The organism is Geodermatophilus sp. SYSU D00965 (assembly GCF_054050075.1).
On record NZ_JBJGYQ010000028.1, the window covers coordinates 26,352 to 46,226 of the forward strand.

Annotated in this window: 20 protein-coding genes and 1 tRNA gene; 10 read left to right on the plus strand and 11 right to left on the minus strand. The window is 75.6% G+C overall.

What is annotated here, in order from left to right; genetic code table 11:
• The first annotated feature begins 5 nt into the window (after positions 1–5).
• Positions 6–1,418: a proline--tRNA ligase gene (gene proS / locus ACI789_RS21760; protein WP_457011517.1), complete on the plus strand. Its 1,413-nt coding sequence runs from the start codon at positions 6–8 to the stop codon at positions 1,416–1,418.
• On the opposite strand, the gene ACI789_RS21765 is transcribed toward proS, so the two are convergent.
• Positions 1,412–1,846, minus strand: coding sequence for a PaaI family thioesterase (locus tag ACI789_RS21765; RefSeq protein WP_457011519.1), 435 nt, complete (start codon positions 1,844–1,846; stop codon positions 1,412–1,414). The two genes, proS and ACI789_RS21765, sit on opposite strands and share 7 nt — an antisense overlap.
• Complete coding sequence (locus ACI789_RS21770; RefSeq protein WP_457011520.1) at positions 1,843–2,202, minus strand: VOC family protein; 360 nt, start codon at positions 2,200–2,202, stop codon at positions 1,843–1,845. The genes ACI789_RS21765 and ACI789_RS21770 overlap by 4 nt, the downstream gene beginning before the upstream one ends.
• 90 nt (positions 2,203–2,292) lie before the next feature.
• Here ACI789_RS21770 and ACI789_RS21775 point away from each other — a divergent pair, with 90 nt between their 5' ends.
• Entirely contained in the window at positions 2,293–2,994 is a 702-nt protein-coding gene (locus tag ACI789_RS21775) for a YbaK/EbsC family protein (RefSeq protein ID WP_457011521.1), read from the plus strand.
• A gap of 4 nt (positions 2,995–2,998) precedes the next feature.
• Here ACI789_RS21775 and mscL read toward each other — a convergent pair whose 3' ends face one another.
• The 3 genes from mscL to ACI789_RS21790 all read right to left on the minus strand — a co-directional run bounded on the left by mscL (position 2,999) and on the right by ACI789_RS21790 (position 4,502).
• Positions 2,999–3,445 (minus strand): large conductance mechanosensitive channel protein MscL, encoded by a 447-nt coding sequence (mscL, locus tag ACI789_RS21780; protein ID WP_457011522.1) that lies wholly within the window; start codon positions 3,443–3,445, stop codon positions 2,999–3,001.
• Between the two features lie 24 nt (positions 3,446–3,469).
• On the minus strand, positions 3,470–4,087 hold the full coding sequence (gene cpaB, locus ACI789_RS21785) for a Flp pilus assembly protein CpaB (protein WP_457011524.1): 618 nt from the start codon (positions 4,085–4,087) through the stop codon (positions 3,470–3,472).
• 85 nt (positions 4,088–4,172) lie between these two features.
• Positions 4,173–4,502 (minus strand): FmdB family zinc ribbon protein, encoded by a 330-nt coding sequence (locus tag ACI789_RS21790; RefSeq protein WP_457011526.1) that lies wholly within the window; start codon positions 4,500–4,502, stop codon positions 4,173–4,175.
• Positions 4,503–4,856: 354 nt separating this feature from the next.
• Between ACI789_RS21790 and ACI789_RS21795 the strand changes: the two genes are divergently transcribed.
• Complete coding sequence (locus ACI789_RS21795) at positions 4,857–5,348, plus strand: MarR family winged helix-turn-helix transcriptional regulator (protein ID WP_457011528.1); 492 nt, start codon at positions 4,857–4,859, stop codon at positions 5,346–5,348.
• Between the two features lie 185 nt (positions 5,349–5,533).
• Positions 5,534–6,568: an LLM class flavin-dependent oxidoreductase gene (locus ACI789_RS21800; RefSeq protein WP_457011529.1), complete on the plus strand. Its 1,035-nt coding sequence runs from the start codon at positions 5,534–5,536 to the stop codon at positions 6,566–6,568.
• A gap of 331 nt (positions 6,569–6,899) precedes the next feature.
• On the opposite strand, the gene ACI789_RS21805 is transcribed toward ACI789_RS21800, so the two are convergent.
• From ACI789_RS21805 to ACI789_RS21820, 4 genes are read right to left on the minus strand one after another with little or no spacing between them, the layout of a single operon-like run.
• Positions 6,900–8,420: a carboxyl transferase domain-containing protein gene (locus tag ACI789_RS21805; protein ID WP_457011530.1), complete on the minus strand. Its 1,521-nt coding sequence runs from the start codon at positions 8,418–8,420 to the stop codon at positions 6,900–6,902.
• Positions 8,417–9,619: a CaiB/BaiF CoA transferase family protein gene (locus tag ACI789_RS21810; RefSeq protein WP_457011531.1), complete on the minus strand. Its 1,203-nt coding sequence runs from the start codon at positions 9,617–9,619 to the stop codon at positions 8,417–8,419. The genes ACI789_RS21805 and ACI789_RS21810 overlap by 4 nt, the downstream gene beginning before the upstream one ends.
• A 19-nt stretch (positions 9,620–9,638) precedes the next feature.
• Positions 9,639–11,033, minus strand: coding sequence for an SLC13 family permease (locus ACI789_RS21815; RefSeq protein WP_457011532.1), 1,395 nt, complete (start codon positions 11,031–11,033; stop codon positions 9,639–9,641).
• Between the two features lie 44 nt (positions 11,034–11,077).
• The gene (locus ACI789_RS21820) at positions 11,078–11,671 is read right to left on the minus strand and encodes a 5-formyltetrahydrofolate cyclo-ligase (RefSeq protein WP_457011533.1); all 594 of its coding nucleotides are present in this window, start codon (positions 11,669–11,671) and stop codon (positions 11,078–11,080) included.
• Positions 11,672–11,722: 51 nt separating this feature from the next.
• Between ACI789_RS21820 and galU the strand changes: the two genes are divergently transcribed.
• The 6 genes from galU (at position 11,723) to ACI789_RS21850 (ending at position 17,691) form a co-directional block, all read left to right on the plus strand.
• Complete coding sequence (galU, locus tag ACI789_RS21825) at positions 11,723–12,637, plus strand: UTP--glucose-1-phosphate uridylyltransferase GalU (protein WP_457011534.1); 915 nt, start codon at positions 11,723–11,725, stop codon at positions 12,635–12,637.
• A gap of 41 nt (positions 12,638–12,678) precedes the next feature.
• Positions 12,679–14,067 (plus strand): molybdotransferase-like divisome protein Glp, encoded by a 1,389-nt coding sequence (gene glp / locus ACI789_RS21830; protein WP_457011561.1) that lies wholly within the window; start codon positions 12,679–12,681, stop codon positions 14,065–14,067.
• A gap of 8 nt (positions 14,068–14,075) precedes the next feature.
• On the plus strand, positions 14,076–14,696 hold the full coding sequence (locus ACI789_RS21835) for a GNAT family N-acetyltransferase (RefSeq protein WP_457011536.1): 621 nt from the start codon (positions 14,076–14,078) through the stop codon (positions 14,694–14,696).
• Between the two features lie 179 nt (positions 14,697–14,875).
• Entirely contained in the window at positions 14,876–15,595 is a 720-nt protein-coding gene (gene sepX / locus ACI789_RS21840) for a divisome protein SepX/GlpR (RefSeq protein WP_456917163.1), read from the plus strand.
• A gap of 54 nt (positions 15,596–15,649) precedes the next feature.
• Positions 15,650–15,723, plus strand: a tRNA-Ala gene (locus ACI789_RS21845).
• 207 nt (positions 15,724–15,930) lie between these two features.
• Positions 15,931–17,691: a PQQ-dependent sugar dehydrogenase gene (locus tag ACI789_RS21850; RefSeq protein WP_457011537.1), complete on the plus strand. Its 1,761-nt coding sequence runs from the start codon at positions 15,931–15,933 to the stop codon at positions 17,689–17,691.
• On the opposite strand, the gene ACI789_RS21855 is transcribed toward ACI789_RS21850, so the two are convergent.
• A complete protein-coding gene (locus tag ACI789_RS21855) occupies positions 17,688–18,482 on the minus strand; it encodes an enoyl-CoA hydratase/isomerase family protein (RefSeq protein ID WP_457011538.1) in 795 nt (264 codons plus the stop codon). The genes ACI789_RS21850 and ACI789_RS21855 overlap by 4 nt on opposite strands.
• Before the next feature lie 64 nt (positions 18,483–18,546).
• Positions 18,547–19,854: an MFS transporter gene (locus ACI789_RS21860; RefSeq protein WP_457011539.1), complete on the minus strand. Its 1,308-nt coding sequence runs from the start codon at positions 19,852–19,854 to the stop codon at positions 18,547–18,549.
• Positions 19,855–19,875: the final 21 nt, after the last annotated feature.

Below are 19,875 nucleotides of genomic sequence, written 5' to 3' on the forward strand. Positions count from 1 at the left end.
CCGGCGTGGCCCGCCCCTCCGTCCTCCCCAGCCAGGCCGCCGACTTCCCGCGCTGGTACCAGGACGTCGTGGCCAAGGCGGAGCTCGCCGACAACGGCCCGGTCCGCGGGACGATGGTGATCCGGCCCTACGGGTACGCGATCTGGGAGCGGCTGCAGCGCGAGGTCGACGACCGGATCAAGGCCGCCGGCGCGCGCAACGCCTACTTCCCGCTGCTGATCCCCGAGACGTACCTGCGGCGCGAGGCCGAGCACGTGGAGGGGTTTAGCCCGGAGCTGGCCGTGGTCACGCACGCCGGCGGCCGGGAGCTGGAGGTGCCCGCCGTCGTCCGGCCCACCAGCGAGACGGTCATCGGCGAGTACATGGCCAAGTGGGTGCAGAGCCACCGCGACCTGCCGCTGCTGCTCAACCAGTGGGCCAACGTCGTCCGCTGGGAGCTGCGGCCGCGGGTCTTCCTGCGCACGACGGAGTTCCTCTGGCAGGAGGGCCACACCGCGCACGCCACCGAGCAGGAGGCCGCCGGGTACGCGCGGCAGATCCTGCGCGAGGTCTACGCCGACGTCATGACCGAGGTGCTGGCCGTGCCGGTCGTGCCGGGGCGCAAGACCCGGCGGGAGCGCTTCGCCGGCGCGGTCAACACGCTCACCTGCGAGGCGATGATGCGCGACGGCAAGGCCCTGCAGATGGGCACCAGCCACGAGCTGGGGCAGAACTTCGCCCGGGCGTTCGACATCGACTTCCTCGGTGCCGACGGCGAGCGCCGGCTGGCCTGGACGACGTCGTGGGGCTCCTCCACCCGGATGGTCGGCGGGCTGGTCATGAGCCACGGCGACGACGCCGGCCTGCGGCTGCCGCCCCGGCTGGCCCCCGTGCAGGCCGTGGTCGTGGTGGCCCGCGCCGGCGAGGGCGTCGCCGAGGCGGCGGGCGCGCTGGCCGGCGAGCTGCGCGCTCAAGGGGTGCGGGTCGAGGTCGACGACCGGGCCGACGTCCCGTTCGGGCGCCGCGCCGTCGACTGGGAGCTCAAGGGCGTCCCGGTGCGCGTCGACCTCGGGCCGCGGGACCTCGCCGAGGGGCGGGCGACCGTCGTCCGGCGGATCCCGGGCGACACCGCGGCCGTCCCGCTGGGCGCGGTGGCCGGGGCCGTCCGGCGCGCGCTCGAGGAGGACCAGCCCCGGCTGCTCGCGGAAGGCCGCGCCCGCCTCGCCGAGCGGACGGCGGACGTCGGGACGACCGAGGAGGCCCGCGCCGCCGCCCAGGACGGGTGGGCCCGGATCCCCTGGGACCGGCTCGGCCCGGAGGGAGAGGCGCGGCTGGCCGAGCACGGCGTCACCGTCCGCTGCCTGGTCCGGCCGGACGGCGGGCTGCCGGGCACCGACGACGAGCCGGGCGCGCTGGCCGTCGTCGGGCGCGCCTACTGACCGCTGCCCGGCAGGGGCACGTTCTGCAGCCGCACCTGGCCGCGCGCCACCGGCTTGCCGTCCTCGCTGCGGCTGAGCGTGACCAGCCACAGCTGCAGGGTGCGGCCCTGCTGGATCGGCTCGGCCAGGACCTCGACCCGGCCGGTGGTCACCGGCCGGAGGAAGTCGGTGCTGTTGTTGACGCCGACCGCGAACTGGCCGCGGTCGACCACGGCCGCGCTCGCGCCGATGCTCGCGGCCGACTCGACGACGGTGCAGTACACGCCGCCGTGCACCACGCCCCACGGCGTGTGCTGGTCCGGCCCGAGGTCGACGTGCCCGGTCACCCGGGTGCCGCTGACCTCGGTGACCTCGAACCCGGAGGCGGCGACGAACCGGCTCGCCGCGGCCAGGTCGACCGACGGCAGGTCGTTCTCCGCGGCGGTCACGCGTCCCACACCAGGCAGAAGGGGTGGCCCACCGGGTCGGCGAAGACGCGGAAGTCGCCGCCGCCCCCCGGTAGCCGCCGGGCACCGAGGGCGAGCACCTTCGGCTCGGCCTCGTCGACGTCGGCGACCCGGACGTCGAGGTGGAACTGCTGGGGCCGCTCGGGGTCCGGCCAGTCCGGTGGCCGCAGGTCGGGGGCCTGCTGGAAGGCCAGCCGGTGGCCCTGGCCGGTGACGACGACCCAGTCGTCGCCGGGGCCCCCCTTGCTGACCTCCATCCCCAGCAGATGGGCGTAGAAGGTGGCGAGGGCGTGCGCGTCGGGCGCGTCGAGGACGACGGAGTGCAGCTGGCCGATCATGGCCCCATCCTGCGGGTCCGCAGCACCGCTCACCAGCGCGGTCCCGGGCCGGCCGGCGCGGCGTCCCGGCCGGCGGGGCAGGATCGGTCCGTGCCTGCGACCCCCTCGGACGCCCCCCAGCTCGGCTCGCTGACCTGGCTGCCCGCCGCCGACCGGCCCGACCTGCTGGCCGCCGCGGTGGCCGCGGCGCTCGCGGACCTCACCGGGCCGGCGTGGGTGGCGGAGATCGACGACGACCTCGCCGACACCGCCGCGTTCACCGAGGCCTACGGGGTGCCCCTGGAGGCGTCGGCCAACTGCGTGGTGGTGGCCGCCCGCCGGGCCGGGCAGACGACGATGGCCGCGTGCCTGGTGCCGGCGAGCGCCCGCGCCGACGTCAACGGGCTGGTGCGCCGGCACCTGGGCGCGCGCAAGGCGTCCTTCGCCCCGCAGGACGTCGCGGTCGCCGAGAGCGGCATGGCCTACGGCGGCATCACCCCGATCGGGCTGCCGTCGTCCTGGCCGGTGCTGGTCGACGCCGCGGTGGCGGCCACGGACCTCGTCGTCGTCGGGTCGGGCACCCGCGGCAGCAAGCTCGCCGTGCCCGGGCCCGCGCTGGCCGCGCTGCCGTCGGTGGAGGTCCTCGAGGGGCTGGGCCGCGAGCCGGTGGAGCCGCCCGGGCCGGCACCGGCCGTCCGGGCGGATCGGGCACCGGACGACCGTGACCTCGGGTGGGGCGAGCGACCCGACGAGGCCTCCTCCGCCGACCGCCGCTACCTGGAGGACCGGCCGCCGCACTGGGGCAGCGACTGAGGGCTCACAGTTGACCGGGCAGCGTCGTCGTCCCCGGGCCGGACGGGTCGGGGCCAGGGCCAGTGCCCTGCTGGGCGCGCAGCAGGTCGCGGATCTCGACGAGCAGCTCCACCTGCGTGGGGGCCACGGGGCCGGGCTCCTCTCCGCGCTGGCGCCGCTCCATGATCGTCTTCATCGGCAGCACGACGAGGAAGTAGACGACCGCGGCGGTGATCCCGAAGGTGATGACCGCGTTGACGAACGCCGCCCAGTCGAACACCTGGCCGTTGACCGTGAACGTGCCGCCCTCGATGCCGCCGCCCCCGAACAGCGCGATGAGCGGCTCGAGGAACGACGCGGTGAACTGGCTGACGACCGCGGTGAAGGCCGCCCCGATGACGACCGCGACGGCCAGGTCGACGACGTTGCCGCGGAGCAGGAAGTCCTTGAAGCCCTTCAGCATGGACGCCATCCACCCACACCGGCCCGGCGCCGGTCACGCCGGGGGCGGGAGGCTGAGGGTCAGCGTCGCGGTCGTGGCCGCGGCGGCCAGCTCCGCGGCGGTGGCGGCGTCCACCGCGAGGAGCAGCAGCCCGTCGTCGGCGTCGTCCGGCCCCGGGGCGGCGAGCACGAGGGCGCCGGCGGCGACGACCTCGGCGCGCTCGGCGCCGGGTGTCGTGGCGAGGACGTCGACCCGGTCGCCGGGCCGGACCAGCCCGCTGACCGCCAGGTCGGCCGGCCGCACCGGCGCGGCCACCTCCCCCTCGGCCAGCTGCGCGGTCAGGCCGGCGCCCACCACGGCGGCGTCGGTCAGCGGCTCCCCGGCGCGCACCCCTCCGGCGAGGGTGGCGCCCACCAGCGCCGCGGGGTCGGCCGCCGCCCCGGCGGGGCGCAGGGCGGCGGGGTAGCGGGCCAGGGTGAGGTCGCCGGTGCCGAGCACGACACCGGGGGCCAGGTCGGCCGCGGCGACGACCACCGGCACGGTCGCCGCGGCGGCCGCGGCCGCCGGCGCCGGAGCCGGGCGCAGGGCCAGCACCAGGGCGGCGGCGGCCAGGAGCCCGGCGAGGGCCCGCCGGGCGGTGTGCAGCGGCGAGCGGGGACGGCGCAGACGCATGCGTCCACGCTGGCGGGTCGGATCCGTCCCGGGGGCGGCTACCGCCGGGTTGTGGAGGGAGGGCCGGCCTGTGGACCGGCCGGCGTCAGCTGGCGGCGGCCTTGCCGGCCGAGGAGCTCGACGTCGAGGAGCTGCCGGTGGACGACGACGAGGAGGACGAGGACGAACTGCTGCTCGACGCGGCGGCGGGCTCCTTCGTGGCGGAGCCGGCCTTCTCGCTGGACGAGGAGCTCGACCGGCTGTCGGTGCGGTAGAAGCCCGAGCCCTTGAAGACGACGCCCACGGAGCCGTACACCTTGCGCACCGTGCTGCCGCACGACGGGCACTCGCCCACCGGCGCGTCGGTGAAGGACTGCACGACCTCGAACTCGTGCCTGCCCTCGGGGTTGGTGCAGGCGTACTGGTACGTGGGCACGGCGGAGCTCCTCGTCGGACGGGCCGGGCTGGCACTCTCACCCGGCGACTGCCAATGATGCGGGTTGGAACGCGCGACGTCCACGTGCGGGCGACGAGTGTCACGAGCACGAGGGGCCGCCTGGGTCTGTGCGCCGGTCCGACGGCCGCCTCTCGGCGAGTGGCCGCACGCAGCGGCGGGAGTTGAGGCCCGGGGGCACGTAGCGGACCGGCACTGCTGTCAACGTCCTCCGCGCCGGGACATTCCCGGCGGGCGGCCGGGCCACCGGGCGTGGGAAGGCGGGCCCAACGTCCTGCCGCGGACCCGGTCCTCCGGCCCGCGGCCGACCCGGAACACGCCAGTACGGTTCGGTTCGTGGCGCAGGAGTGGCTCGACGAACAGCAGCAGCAGACCTGGCGGGCCTGGTTGACCGTGGCCGAGCTGGTCCCGCGGGTGCTCGACGCCCAGCTGCAGCGCGACGCCGGGCTGACCCACGCCGCGTACGTCGTCCTCGCGATGCTCTCGGAGGCGCCCGGCCGCAGCCGTCGCATGAGCGACCTGGCCCGGCGGGCCAACCAGTCGCAGAGCCGGCTGTCGCACACGGTGGCACGGCTGGAGGAGCGCGGCTGGGTGCGCCGGGAGCGCTCGCCCGAGGACGGCCGCGGCAACGTCGCCGTCCTCACCGACGCCGGGTGGGACGTCGTCCGCTCGGTCGCGCCCGGCCACGTGGAGGCCGTCCGGGCGGCGCTGTTCGACCCGCTCACCGACGAGCAGGTCAAGGCGCTGGGCGAGGCGCTGCACGCCGTCATCGAGCGGCTCGACCCGGACCACAGCCTGCGTCTGGAGCACGGCGCCGACGTCGGGTGACAGCCGCGGGAGCATCGCAGCGAGGGACGAGCGAGGAGCGGACCGCGGCGCGGAACCCGACCCGTGTCACCGTCGGGTGACAGCCGCGGGAGCATCGCAGCGAGGGACGAGCGAGGAGCGGACCGCGGCGCGGAACCCGACCCGTGTCACCGTCGGGTGACCCGGGAAGTGGGGACGGCGTCGCCGTGTTGCCGCGGGTGATGTCCGAGCCGCTGCCGCTGTCCGTCCTCGAGCTGGCCACCGTCGGGTCGGGGCAGTCCACCGCCGATGCGCTGGCCGCCACCACCCGCGTGGCGCAGGCCGCCGACCGCCTCGGGTACACCCGGCTGTGGGTCGCCGAGCACCACAACATGCCGGCGGTGGCCAGCACCAACCCGCCGGTACTGATCGCGCACCTGGCCGCGGTGACCGAGCGGATCCGGATCGGCTCGGGCGGCGTGATGCTGCCCAACCACGCGCCGCTGGTCGTCGCCGAGCAGTTCGCGCTGCTGGAGGCGCTGCACCCGGGCCGCGTCGACCTGGGCATCGGCCGGGCACCGGGCACCGACCAGCAGACGGCGGTCGCCCTGCGCCGCGACCCCGCCGCGCTCTCCGCCGACGACTTCCCGCAGCACCTGATCGACCTGCTCGGCCTGTTCGGCGACCCCCGCGTCGAGGGCGGGCTCGCAGACAAGTTCCGCGCCACCCCGGCGGCGTCGTCCGCGCCGCAGGTCGTGCTGCTGGGCTCCAGCGGGTTCTCCGCGCAGCTGGCCGGCCACCTCGGGCTGCCCTTCGCCTTCGCCCACCACTTCGGCAGCCCGCACACGCTGACCGCCGTCGAGCTCTACCGCGACACCTTCCGGCCCTCACCGGTGCTGGAGCGGCCGTACACGATCGTGACGGCGAACGTGCTGGCCGCCGAGACCGACGAGCAGGCCCGCCGGCTGGCGCTGCCCGGGCAGCTGATGCGGCTGTCGATCCGGCTCAACCGGCTGCGGCCGGTGCCCACCACCGAGGAGGCCGAGGTCGACCCCGAGCGGGCCGCGGCCGAGGGGATGGCGAGCAACGCGATCGTCGGCGACGTCGGCTCAGCGGTCGACCGGCTGCGGCGGCTGGCCGCCGACACCGGCGCCGACGAGCTCATGCTGACCGCGTCCACCCACGGCGTCGACGAACGGGTGCGCAGCCTCGAGCTGGTCGCGCGGGCGTGGGGCCTGACCGCCCGGGAGACCGCCGCCTGACCCCCAGGTCAGGTGCCGCAGGAAGGACGGCGGGTCGCCGAGGAACTGCTGCCAGTTCGCGGTGAGCTCCAGGTCGGCCCAGCGCGCCTCCCGCAACCCCCAGGAGCCGACCTCGGCCCCGTCCTGGCGTGCCCTGAGCGTGCGAAGGGCTCGGGGACGGGGTCCTTCTACTGTGCGACCGCCGGCACGGTCACCGGCCACACGCCGTCCGGAGGGCGCGGCGCGGAGGGGTCGGGCCGCAGCCGGACGGGTCGTCGGTCCACGCGCGCATCCTGACCCACCGGAGCCGCGGCGAGCCCCTCGCTGCTCCCGGCCAAGGCAGGGGCGTCGCTCAGCGCCCCAGGTGCCGGTAGCGGTGCAGCCGGCGGCGGAACCGCTCGCCGTCGTCCCGGCCGAGCAGATCGGCCAGCTCCTCGCCGAGCACGCGGCCCAGCCGCCGGCAGAACTCCACGGGCTCGTCGGCGGCGTCGGGCCGCTCGGGCACCACCCGGTCGACGATCCCGGCCCGCCACAGGTCGGTGGCGCGCACGCCCTGCGAGGCGGCCATCTCCCCGGCGCGGTCGACGGTCCGGTGCACGATCGCCGAGGCGCCCTCCGGCGGCAGCGGGCCCAGCCAGCCGTTGGCCGCCGCCAGCACGCGGTCGGCCGGCACCAGCGCCAGCGCCCCGCCGCCGGTGCCCTGACCGAGCAGCACGGCCAGCGTGGGCGCCTTGAGCATCACCAGGTCCTGCAGGCAGCGGGCGATCTCGGCGGCCAGCCCGCCCTCCTCGGCCTCCTTCGACAGCGCCGCGCCCGGGGTGTCGATCAGGGTGACCAGCGGCAACCGCAGCTCGGCGGCCAGCCGCATCCCGCGCCGGGCCTCCCGCAGCGCGGCCGGTCCCAGCGGCGCCGTCAGGGACTGGCCGCGCCGGTCCTGGCCGAGGACGACGCACGGCGCACCGCCGAAGCGGGCCAGGGCCAGCAGCAGCCCGGGGTCCTTCTCGCCGGCGCCGGTGCCGGAGAGGCCGACGATGTCGGTGGCCGCCGTCCGCAGCAGCCGGCGCACGCCAGGGCGGTCCGGGCGCCGCGAGGCGGTGACGACGTCCCAGGCGGAGCGGCCGTCCTCCGGGTCGTCGGCGTCCGTGCCGTCCTCGGCGGTCGGCCGTTCGGCGTCCCGGACGTCGTGGTGCCAGGTCTGGCGGGCGGCGAGCACCCGCAGCGCCCGGTCCGCGACGTCGGCGATCTCCTCGTGCGGGACGACGGCGTCGATGACCCCGTGCGCGGCGAGGTTCTCGGCGGTCTGGACGCCCTCGGGGAACGGCTCGCCGTAGAGCGCCTGGTAGACCCGCGCGCCGAGGAACCCGACGGAGGCGCCCGGTTCGGCGATGGTCACGTGGCCCAGCGACCCCCACGAGGCCAGGACGCCGCCGAAGGTCGGGTGCCGCAGGTAGACCAGGTACGGCAGCCCGGCCTCCTTGTGCCGGGCGATGGCCGCGGTGATCCCGATCATCTGCAGGAACGCGACGGTGCCCTCCTGCATGCGGGTGCCACCGGACACCGGCGCGGCCAGCAGCGGCAGCCCCTCCTCGGTGGCCCGTTCCACCGCGGCGATCAGCCGCTCGGCGGCGGCGGTGCCGATCGAGCCGGCGAGGAAGCCGAACTCGCCGGCGAGCACGGCCACCCGCCGGCCGCGCAGCAGGCCCTCCCCGGTGATGATCGCCTCGTCCTGCCGGGACTTCTCCGCCGCGCGGGCCAGCTCTGCGGCGTACTCCTCGGGCACGTCCCCGATCTCGACGGGGGAGTCCCAGCTCCGCCACGAGCCGGGGTCGAGGACGAGGTCCCGCAGCGCCCGCGCGTCGAGCAGGCGACTCACTGCTGCAGCCAGGCGCGGATCGCCTCGTTGGAGGAGCCCAGCACCGGGGGCGCGGCGTGGTCCCGGCGGGTGGTCTCGGTCTCGCCGTCCGGGCCGGCGGCGAAGAACCGCAGCGGCGGGCCGGGCAGCTGCAGCCGGCCGAGGGTGGCGTGCTCGACGTCGACCAGCAGGCCCTGCGACAGGGTCTGGTCCCACCCGTAGACCTCGTCGATAGAGCGCACCTTGCCCGCCGGGATGCCCGCGGCGGCCAGCCGGGCCAGCAGCTCCTCCGGGGGGATGTCGGCGAAGGTCCGCTCCAGCAGCTCGATCACCTGCTGGCGGTTGCCCACCCGCTCGCCGTTGGTGGCCAGGCCGGGGGCGTCGGGGTCCAGGCCGAACTCGGCGCACAGCTTGCGCCAGAGCCCCTCGGAGCCGCAGGACAGCTGCACGCTGCCGCCCTTGCAGTGGAACAGCCCGTACGGCGCGATCGAGGGGTGGTGGTTGCCCTGCGCGCGGCCCACCTTGCCCGCCACCGTCCACGCCGTCCCCTGGAAGGCGTGCACGCCGACGATCGCGGCGAGCAGCGAGGTGCGCACCACCTGGCCGCGGCCGGTGCGCTCCCGCTCGATGAGCGCGGCCAGCACGCCGTAGGCGCCGTACATGCCGGCGAGCAGGTCGCCGATCGGGACGCCGACGCGCTGCGGGTCGTCCGGGCCGGGCCCGGTCAGCGACATCAGGCCCGCCTCGCCCTGGGCGATCTGGTCGTACCCGGCGCGCCCGCCCTCGGGCCCGTCGTGGCCGAACCCGCTGATGGACAGGGTCACCAGCCGCGGGTTGAGCGACTCGAGCACGTCGGTGCCGAAGCCGAGCCGGGCCAGGGTGCCCGGGCGGAAGTTCTCCAGCAGCACGTCGGCGCGGCGGACGAGCTCGCGCAGCAGCTCCTTGTCGCCGTCGTCCTTGAGGTCGAGGGTCACCGACTCCTTGTTGCGGTTCGTGCAGAGGAAGTAGGTGGACTCCCGGTCGCCGGCTGAGTCGTCGCCCGCCCCACCACCCCCGGGCCAGACGAACGGCGGCCCCCAGCCGCGGGTGTCGTCCCCGGTGCCGGGGCTCTCCACCTTGATGACGCGGGCGCCGAGGTCACCCAGCATCATCCCGGCGTGCGGGCCGGCGAGGGCGCGGGTCAGGTCGACGACGAGGACGCCGTCGAGCGGTCCAGACACGTTCAGGTCTCCGTTCCGGTCAGAACCACGACGGGATGACGACGAACACCAGCCAGGCCAGCAGCGGTCCGACGGCGACGACGATCCCGGCGTAGGCGAGGATCTGCTTGTAGAAGCGGTCCTTGTCGACGTCCTGGGCGTTGGCGAGCACCAGGGCCCCGTTGGTCGAGAACGGGCTCACGTCGACGATGGTCGAGGACACCGACAGGGCCACCACGACTCCCACGGCGCCGATGGTCCCGCCCTGCAGGAACGGCACCGCCAGCGCGATGGCGACCCCGATGATCGCGACGGACGACGCGAACGCCGACACGATCGCGCCGATGTAGCAGAGCAGCAGGGCCACCAGCAGCGGTGCGCCCAGACCGGTGACCGCCTCACCGACGTAGTCGATCGCGCCGGCCTCCTGCAGGACGAACACGTAGCTCAGCACGCCGGCGATGAGCAGCACGGTCGACCAGCTGATCTGGCTGACGGCGTTCTTGTGCCGGGCGGCGGCGAAGAGGGCCAGCACCGTCGCGACGGTGATCGCCACGAAACCGATGTCGAGGTCGAACACCAGGGCCAGGACCGCGACGACGGCCAGGCCGACGAGGGTCAGGACCTGGTCGATCGTGACCTTCGGGTTCGCCGGTTCGGCGATGTCACCGCCGCCGGCCCCACCCGTCGTCCGGTCGCCGCCGGTCGTGCCGCCGCCCACCGTGCCGTCGCCGCCGCCCACGGCCGGGCCGGGCGAGGCGCCGTGCCCGCGGACGACGGTGGCCTCCTCCCGCTCGGCCTCCACCGGCACCGTGGCGGCGACCTTCCGGCCGAGCAGCTGGCGGCCGCCGAGCACGATGAAGAGCACCAGCGCGATGGCCAGGTTGAAGAACAGGCTGCCGAGGAAGACCGCGACCGGGCTGCCCGGCAGGCCCTCGTCGTCGACGATCGTGTTGACCGTGACGCCGTAGACGCTGATCGGTGAGAACCCGCCGCCCTGGGCCCCGTGGATCACCATCATGCCCATGAGCAGCGGGTTGATCCCGTGCCGGACGGCGAAGGTCAGCGCGATCGGGGCGATGATCGCCACCGCGGCGGGGGAGAGGGCGCCGATCGCGGTGAGCAGCGCGGTGACGAAGAACATGATCCACGGGATGGCCGCGACGTGGCCGCCGACCAGTCGCACGGCGCCCCGGACCAGCAGGTCGACGGTGCCGTTGTTCTGGGCGATGGCGAACAGGTAGGTGACGCCGATCAGCGTCACCACCAGCTCGGCGGGGAAGCCGGCCAGGATGTCGTCGGTGGTCAACCCGACCGACAGCGTGCCGACGATGAACGCAGCGGTGAAAGCCAGCGCGCCCATGTTGATCGGCAGGAACGTCGCGATCGCGAAGATCACGACGAGCGCGAGGATGGTGACGATCTCGGGTGACACGGTGGGCTCCCACGGCGTCGGGGGACGAGGGCGTGATCACTGTCTCAGTGACCGGTCGGTAGCGCCTCCCAGCCCCCGGACGGCGTGACGACCGCGGTCACCAGCCGGTCGTGCGGCTCCGACGGCAGCTCGTCGACCAGCTCGTCGTCGAACACCAGGGCCACCAGCCGGGCCTCGGGGCGGGCGTGCCGGAGGGCCCGGTCGTAGTACCCGCCGCCCCGCCCCAGCCGCACGCCCGAGCGCGCCACCGCCACCGCCGGGACGACGACGACCTCCGCCGTCCCGAGCGCGGTCGGCCCCAGCCGCGGGCCCAGCGGCTCCAGCAGCCCGAAGCGCCCCGGCGCCAACCGGCCGCGGTCCACCGCCCAGCCCAGCTCCCGCCCCTCGGCGGGCACCACCGGCAACAGCACCCGCGCCCCGAGCCGGCTGTAGGCCGCCGGCAGCCGACCCGCTCCCGGTTCGGTGGCGTCGGGGACGAAGGCCGCCAGCGTCCGGACGCCGGCCAGCCCGCCCAGCAGGGCGGCGGTGACCGCGGCGGCCGCCGCGGCCCGCTCGTCGGCCGGGCGCGCCTCGCGCCGGGCGCGGAACCGGGTGCGCAGCGCCGCCTTGACGTCGACCACGTCATCCGGAGGGGGCACCGTCGCAGGCTAGCCAGGGCCGGTGGTCGGCCCCCTCACTAGGCTCCGGTCATGCCCACTTCGAGCTCCCGCCCGGCGCGGAAGGCCGTCATCCCGGTCGCGGGACTGGGGACGCGGTTCCTGCCGGCCACCAAGGCGGTGCCCAAGGAGCTGCTGCCGGTCGTCGACCGGCCCGCGCTGCAGTACATCGTCGAGGAGGCCGCGCGCGCCGGGCTGGCCGAGGTGCTCATGGTCACCGGGCGCAACAAGGCGTCGATCGAGGACTTCTTCGACCGCAACCCCGAGCTCGAGACCGCGCTGGAGAAGAAGGGCGACGCCGACCGGCTCGCCGCCGTCCAGGCCTCGACCGACGTGGCCCAGGTGCACTTCGTGCGCCAGGGCGAGGCCCGCGGGCTGGGGCACGCGGTGCTGCAGGCCGCGGCTTTCGTCGGTGACGAGCCGTTCGCCGTGCTGCTGGGTGACGACCTCATCGACGCCCGCGACCTCCTGCTCGAGCAGATGCTGGAGGTCCAGGCGCAGCACGGTGGCTCGGTGATCGCCCTGCTCGACGTCGGGCGGGAGAACATCGACAAGTACGGCGCGGTCGCGGTGGAGGACGCCGAGGGCGACGTCGTCGCCGTCACCGGCCTGGTCGAGAAGCCACCCGTGGACGAGGCCCCCAGCAGCCTGGCCATCATCGGCCGCTACGTGCTGGCGCCGGAGGTCTTCGCCGTGCTGCGGGAGACCGCGCCCGGCCGCGGCGGGGAGATCCAGCTGACCGACGCCCTGGCCACCCTCGTCGAGCGCGGCGAGCCGGTGCACGGCGTGGTGTTCCGCGGCCGCCGCTACGACACCGGCGACCGGCTGGACTACCTCAAGGCGGTGATCCAGCTCGCCTCCGAGCGCGACGACCTCGGCCCGCCGCTGCGGGCCTGGCTGACCGAGTTCGTGGCCGACCTGTCACCGAAGGGCGCGTCGCAGGCCTGAGCGCGGCCCCTCAGGGGGCAGCATCGACCTCCGTGGTGGGAATGACCGAGGACGGCACGCGCGGGACGCCCGCAGGACAGCGGGACACCACGGCGATGGACCTGCGCCGGGGCACGGTGCTGCCCCAGGCGGCGGAGGGCAGCCACGAGACGACCGCGATCGACCGAGGTCAGGTCCCGCCGCCCCCCAGCGCGGTCGAGCCGCCCGCACCGCGGACGGTCGAGCAGCAGCTCGACGAGATCCTCTCCGCGGTGCCGCAGCCGGACCCGATCGAGCTGGCCGTCCTCGACGCGCAGGGGCTGCTCTGCGCGGAGGAGGTCGTCAGCCAGCGGGCGCTGCCGGCGTTCGACCAGGCCGCCCTGGAGGGGTACGCCGCCCGCGCCCTCGACATCGAGGGCGCCACCCCCGGCGAGCCGGCCTCGCTGGCGGTCGTGGGGGAGACCGACACCGGCGCCAGCGGACCGTCGTCCATCGGCCCCGGGCTGGCGATGAAGGTGGCCGCCGGCGCGATGCTGCCCACCGGCGCCGACGTCGTCGTCCCCGCGGTGTGGACCGACCGGGGCATGGCCACGGTGGCCGTGCACGCGGGCGTGGCGCCCGGCGGCTACGTGCGCCGCACCGGTGACGACGTCGCGCCCGGGACGACGGCGGTGCAGGTCGGCACCCCCATCGGGCCTGCCCAGATCAGCCTGCTCGCGGCGGTCGGCCGCGACCGCGTGCTGGTGCGCCCCCGCCCGCGGATCGCCGTCCTCTCTGCGGGCGCCGAGCTGGTCGACATCAGCACCCCGCCGGCCCCCGGCCAGGTCGTCGACGTGAACAGCTACGCGCTGGCGGCCGCCGCGCGCGACGCGGGGGCCGAGGCCTACCGGTCGGGCATCGTGCCCGCCGACCGGCGCCGGCTGTCGGAGGTGCTGGAGAGCCAGCTGCTGCGCAGCGACCTGGTCCTCATCTCCGGCACCCTCGCCGCCGAGGGCGACATGGTGCGCGAGGTGCTGGCCGAGCTCGGGGACATGCGGTTCTCCCCGGTGTTCATGCACCCGGGCCCGGTGCAGGGCTTCGGCCGGCTGGGCCGCGACGGCGTCCCGGTCATCTGCGTGCCCGGGGAGCCGGTCGCGGCCCTCGTCGCCTTCGAGGTGTTCGTGCGGCCGGCGATCCGGCTCATGCTCGGCAAGCGGCAGCTGTTCCGCCGCACCGTGCAGGCGATCGCCGCCGAGCAGCTGACCTCCCCGCTGGGCTACCGGCAGTACCTGCACGGCCAGGTCATGCGCCACCCCGACGGCGGCTACGTGGTCGAGCCCCTGGGGGACGGCGACGAGGCGATGCTGGCGCGCATGGCGCGGGCCAACTGCCTGATCGTGGTCGACGAGGACGTCACCGAGGTCGCCGCCGGGGGGCTCGTCACCGTCATGCCCCTGCTGCTGGGCGGCTGAGCCGACCCGTGCCCGACCCCGCGCTGCACCCCGGGTGGCCCGCCCGCCTGTCCTTCGGACCGGTCGAGCTGCACCCGCCGCGCCGCCGGGACGCCGAGGAGTGGAGCCGGGTCCGGCTGGCCAACGAGGCGTGGCTGTCCCCGTGGGAGCCGACCGCGCCCTCGCCGTGGGCGGCCCGGCACACCCCGCAGTCGTACCGGGTGATGCGCCGCGCGGTGCTCCGCCGCGCGGTCGCCGGGACGACGCTGCCGTTCGTCGTCCGCGTCGACGGGCGGCTGGCCGGGCAGGTGACCATCGACAACGTCGTCCGGGGAGCCCTGCGGTCGGGCAACCTCGGCTACTGGATCGACCGCTCGGTGGCCGGCCGGGGGCTGGCCACGCTGGCGGTGGCGCTGGTGTGCGACCACGCGTTCGGCCCGGCGCGGCTGCACCGGCTGCAGGCCGACATCCGGCCGGAGAACGGCCCGAGCCAGCGCCTGGTGGAGCGGCTCGGGTTCCGGGCCGAGGGACTGCTGCGCCGCTACCTGGACATCGACGGCGACTGGCGCGACCACCGGTGCTACGCACTGCTCGCCGAGGACGCGCCGGAGGGGGTCCTCTCCCGTTGGCGGTCCGGCGGACCCCGCTGACCCGGGGCGCCCTACCACGCCGGCGGTCGTCCCCCGCGAGGGTCTTTGTCGACACGCCGTGCCGACGACACTCCAGTCACACGACACTTCAGTGACACGCCCGCGCGCCTCCCCCGAACGGGGGAGTGCAGGCCGTAACTTCGCCCGGCAAGTGACTCGTGTGACGGGTGGTGTTCTGGATGGGTTCGGGCGTGCTGCTGGCCGCTCTGGTCGTGCTGTGGTTCGTCGTGCTGGTCCCGATGGTGGTGACCCGCGGTGACTCCCAGGCGGGTCGCGGCGGTCTGACCGATTCCGGCCGGACCCTGCAGCGGCGACGAGTGGTGGACCCGGCGCTCTATGCCGAGACCGAGAAGGTCGCGATCGACCGCGGGGCCCTGCTGACCTCCGGCGAGCTGCGGGTCGACGTGCACGCGGTGCGCCGTCGCACGCTGGCCGGCCTGGTGGCGCTCACGCTGCTGGCCCTGGTCGGCGCGCTGTTCTACAGCCCCTGGCTGTGGATCGCCCAGGGCGTGCTCGACCTCGCGGTCGTGGCCTACCTGATGGTGCTGCGCGCCGCCGCGCGCCGGGAGCGGCTGGCCGCCCGCCGCGCCGCCCGGGCCGCCGCCCGCGCCGCCCGTCAGCCGGGTGCGCGGCCCGCCGCCCGCCCGGTGCCGGCGCCGCGCCACGCGCCGGTGGCGGAGGCGCCGGTCGCCGAGGAGGTGCACCACCACCCCGTCGACCTGCCGCACCCGAGCCTGCCGCTCGCGCCGGTGCACCCGCTGCGCCCCGGCCGTGTCGTCGCAGCCCGCGCCGCGGCGCCGGCCGGCTGGCAGAACAGCGCCGTCGTGGGCCTGGACGATGACGACATCGGCTTCGCCGACATCGACGTCTACCAGCCGCGCAAGGTCGTCAACGGCTGACAGGAGGCCGGTGGCGGGGGCGGGGCGGGCGGACGGTAGACTCGTCTCCCGTCAGGGGCTGTAGCGCAGTCCGGTAGCGCACCTCGTTCGCATCGAGGGGGTCAGGGGTTCAAATCCCCTCAGCTCCACCCCGACACAGCAGGCCCCGCCCGGGAGACCGGGCGGGGCCTGCTGCATCTCCGGGCGGCGTTCCGTCACCGGCCGGGACCGTCTCGGTCGCGTGGAAGCAGATCGCGCACGACCGGCCACCCATCGTGCGTCCGCCCCCGGTGCGTCGCGCGGCACCCGCGTGTTGCGTTTGTCGCGGCCACTGCCCTCCAGGAGCGTCGCGCGGCGTGACGCGAGAGCGAGGCGGTTCCTCCCGGGGGGCCCGTGCCGCGGTGCGGCTGGGCGTCCTCGTGGCCCTGGTCGCCGGGGCGGTGGTGGTCACTTCCGGGTCGGCCGCGGCCGCGCCGACGCTGACGTCGGGGTTCGTCGTCGTCGACCTGCCCAGCGGCCAGGACGAGCTGCTCACCGACGTCGCCTTCCTGCCCGACGGGGGCTGGCTCACCACCGGCAAGAACGGGCGGGTGGCCCGGGTGGCGCCGTCCGGGGAGGCGCGGACGGTCGCCGAACTCCCCGTCGTGACCACCGGCGACCTGGGGCTGGTCGCCGTCGAGGTCGCGCCCGACGGGACGGTCTACACCGGCCGCACGCTCGACGTCGACGGCGGGTGGACGATGCGCCTGTCGGCCTGGACCCTCACCGACGCGGAGCTGACCGACGAGCAGGTCGTCCTCGAGCTGCCGGCCGGGTCCGACGTGCACGCCCTGACCGGGGTGGTCGCCGACCCCGACGGCTCGCTGTGGGTCACCATCGGCGACAGCGCCGACTTCCGGGCCATGGACCCGCTCGCCCTGCGCGCCCTGGACCCCACCAGCGGCTACGGCAAGCTCCTGCACCTGCTGCCCGACGGTCGCGGCGTCCCCGGCAACCCGTTCTACGACGAGGACGACCCGGCGAGCTGGCAGAGCCGGGTGTACGCCGGCGGCTTCCGCAGCCCGTTCCGCTTCAGCCTCGACCCGGTGACCGGGGCGCCGATCCTCGGCGACGTCGGCTGGGGGACGTGGGAGGAGGTCGACGTCGTCCGGCCCGGGGCCAGCTACGGCTGGCCGTGCTGGGAGGGGGAGGAGCGCACCCCCGGCTACCGCGACCTGCCCGGCTGCGAGGACGCGGCGAACACCGCGCCGCTGTGGACCTACCGGCACGGACCGGCCGGCACGTCCATCACCGGCGGCGTCGTCTACACCGGCAGCGCGTACCCGGCGGAGTACCAGGGCGCCTACTTCTTCGGCGACTACTCGTCCCAGCGGGTCTACACGCTGCGCTCCGACGCCGACGGGCGGCTGGTCCGCGAGCCGGAGGCCGAGGGCTTCGGCGCGGGCAACGGGCTGCCCGTGGCGTTCGCCTCGGCCCCGGACAACGGCGACGTCGTCTGGGCCGACATCGGCGGCAGCGTGCTCAAGCGGCTCGTCTACGCGCCCGGGAACCGGCCGCCGACCGCGCGGGCCACCGCCACCGTCGACGCGGCCACCCGCACGGTCACCTTCGACGGCAGCGCGTCCAGCGAGTGGGACGGCGAGCCGCTGACCCACCGGTGGGACTTCGGCGACGGCACCACCGGCGAGGGCGTCCGGGTGCAGCACACCTACGCCGACCCCGGACCGGTCACCGCCCGGCTCACGGTCACCGACCCCGGCGGGGCGGAGGCGAGCACGACGCTGACCGTCGTCCCGGGCAACTCCCCGCCGGTGCTGACGCTGACCCCGCCCCCGCCGGAGCGCCGCTACGTCCCTGGCGACCTGGTGCAGGCCACCGCGGAGGGCACCGACGCCGAGGACGGGCCGCTGACGGTCCGGTGGAGCGAGGTGCTGGTGCACTGCAGCGCCGGGCTGTGCCACGAGCACCCGGGGGAGTCCTTCGAGGGGCCGGAGTACTCCCGGCCGTTCGTCGACCACGGGGAGGGCACCCGGCTGGTCGTGACGGCGACCGTCACCGACGCGGCCGGGGTCGAGGCCCGGGCCTCCTTCGAGGCGCTGCCGGCCGACGTGGTCTAGCGCGCGCTGCGGAAGTCGGGCTGGCGCTTCTCCACGAAGGCCCGCACGCCCTCTCTGCCCTCGGGGTCGGCGGCGGACTCGGCGATCAGCCGCGCCTCGTCGTCCAGCTGCTGCTCGAGGGTCCGGACGGCGGCCTGCCGCACCAGCGCGCGGGTGCGCACCATCGCGCGCACCGGGCCCGCCGCGACCGCCTGCGCCAGCGCGATCGCCGCCTGGTGCACCTCCTCGTCCTCCACGAGGCGGGCGACCAGGCCGAACATGTGCGCCTCGGCGGCGGTGAGCGCGCCGTTGGTGAGCATCAGCTCCAGGGCCCGCGGGGCACCGAGGGCACGGGTCAGCGCCCACGAGCTCCCGCCGTCCGGGGAGTAGCCGATCGCGCCGTAGGCCGGGCGGATCTTGGTCGACCGCGCGCAGACGACGATGTCGCAGGCCCCCATCAGCCCGACGCCCGCGCCGGCGACCGCGCCCTGCACGCCGGCGACCACGGGCACCGGGCAGTACAGCAGCGCCCGGATGACCTGGTGCCAGTCCTGCGCGAGCTGCCCGACGTAGGTGGCCGGGTCGTCCACCCCGGCGAAGGCGCGCACGTCGCCCCCGACGCAGAACCGGTCCCCGTTGCCGAGCAGCAGCACCGTGCGGGTCTCGGCGGGGCGGTCGCGCACCGCCGCGGCCAGCTCGGCGGCCATCGCCGGGTCGAGGGCGTTGCCGGCCTCGGGACGGTCGAGGGTGATCGCCCAGACGTCACCGTCCACCCCGGTCAGCACCCGCGGTCGGTCCTGTGCGCTGGTCATCGCCGTCTCCTCCGTGCCGGTGCGCAGGTCTGCCTGGGTCGTCACGGTACGGAGGTCGGCCCGCTCAGGCGCGGGCGCGGGGGTGGGCCACCTGCACCTCGCTGTCGATCGCGCCGGGTGCGCCGCCGAACTCGTCGGCCACCTCGCCGGCCACGTCGTCCACCCGGCCGTGGGTCTCCGCGGCGGCGCCGTCCTCGTCCAGGCCGGCGTCGGCCTGCGCGAGCAGCCGGTGACCGGTGGCCAGGACCGCGATGCCGGCGACCACGGCTCCCGCGCCCACGGCGAAGGGCACGTGCACCCCGGCCGCCTCGGCGAGCTTGCCGGCGGCGAAGGGCGCCAGGCCGCCACCGAGGAAGCGGACGAAGCCGTACGCGGCCGAGGCGACCGGGCGCTCGACGGGGGCGACCAGCATGACCGCCTGGGTGGTCAGCGTGTTGTTGATGCCGATGAAGGCCCCGCTGACGATGACGGTGGTGATGAGCACCGGGACCGACTCCGCGCCGACGGCCATGACCACGAGGTCGACGGTGAACAGCGCCAGGGCCGCGTAGAGGGCCGGCGCGGTGCCGAAGCGGCGCTGCAGGACCGGGGCGCCGATGACGGAGAAGAACGCCACGAGCAGGCCCCAGCCGAAGAAGACCAGGCCCAGCCGCATCGCGGAGAGGCCCATCGGGAAGGGCGCGTAGCCCATCATCGTGAAGAAGCCCCAGTTGTAGAGCAGCGCCGTGACGCTCATCGTCAGCAGCCCGCGGTGGCGCAGCGCCCGCAGCGGCGCCGAGAGCGTGCTGCGGTGCGGCGGGGTGGGCGTCGGGTCGAGCAGGACGGCGGTGGCGACCAGCGCGATCGCCATGAGGCAGGCGACGCCGAAGAACGGGCCGCGCCAGCTGATGTCGCCGAGCAGGCCGCCCAGCAGCGGGCCGGCGGCGATGCCCAGGCCGAGGGCGGCCTCGTAGAGCACGATCGCGCCGGCGAAGCCGCCCGACGCCGAGGCGACGATGACCGCCAGCGAGGTGGCGATGAACAGCGCGTTGCCCAGCCCCCAGCCCGCGCGGAAGCCGACGACCTGGCCCACCGAGCCCGAGAACCCGGCGAGGGCCGAGAAGACGACGATCACCGTCAGGCCCGCGATCAGCGTGCGCTTGGCCCCCAGCCGGCTGGACACCCAGTTGGTGCCGAGCATCGCGACCGCGGTGACCACCAGGTAGCTGGTGAACAGCAGCGTCACCTGGCTGGGCGAGGCCTGCAGCTGCTCGGACAGCGCGGGGAGGATCGGGTCGACCAGACCGATCCCCATGAAGCTCACCACGCAGGCGAAGGCGACGGCGTAGACGGCCTTGGGCTGCCGGAACATGCCGGCTCCGTGTGCGCTCACACCAATCTGTTGTAGACCCCA

Coding starts and splice junctions, on each gene's coding strand:
- sepX (WP_456917163.1), top strand. CDS start 14,876: ATGGGTTCGGGCGTGCTGCTGGCCGCTCTGGTCGTGCTGTGGTTCGTC.
- mscL (WP_457011522.1), bottom strand. CDS start 3,445: ATGGCGTCCATGCTGAAGGGCTTCAAGGACTTCCTGCTCCGCGGCAAC.
- ACI789_RS21855 (WP_457011538.1), bottom strand. CDS start 18,482: ATGACCAGCGCACAGGACCGACCGCGGGTGCTGACCGGGGTGGACGGT.
- ACI789_RS21770 (WP_457011520.1), bottom strand. CDS start 2,202: ATGATCGGCCAGCTGCACTCCGTCGTCCTCGACGCGCCCGACGCGCAC.
- cpaB (WP_457011524.1), bottom strand. CDS start 4,087: ATGCGTCTGCGCCGTCCCCGCTCGCCGCTGCACACCGCCCGGCGGGCC.
- galU (WP_457011534.1), top strand. CDS start 11,723: ATGCCCACTTCGAGCTCCCGCCCGGCGCGGAAGGCCGTCATCCCGGTC.
- glp (WP_457011561.1), top strand. CDS start 12,679: ATGACCGAGGACGGCACGCGCGGGACGCCCGCAGGACAGCGGGACACC.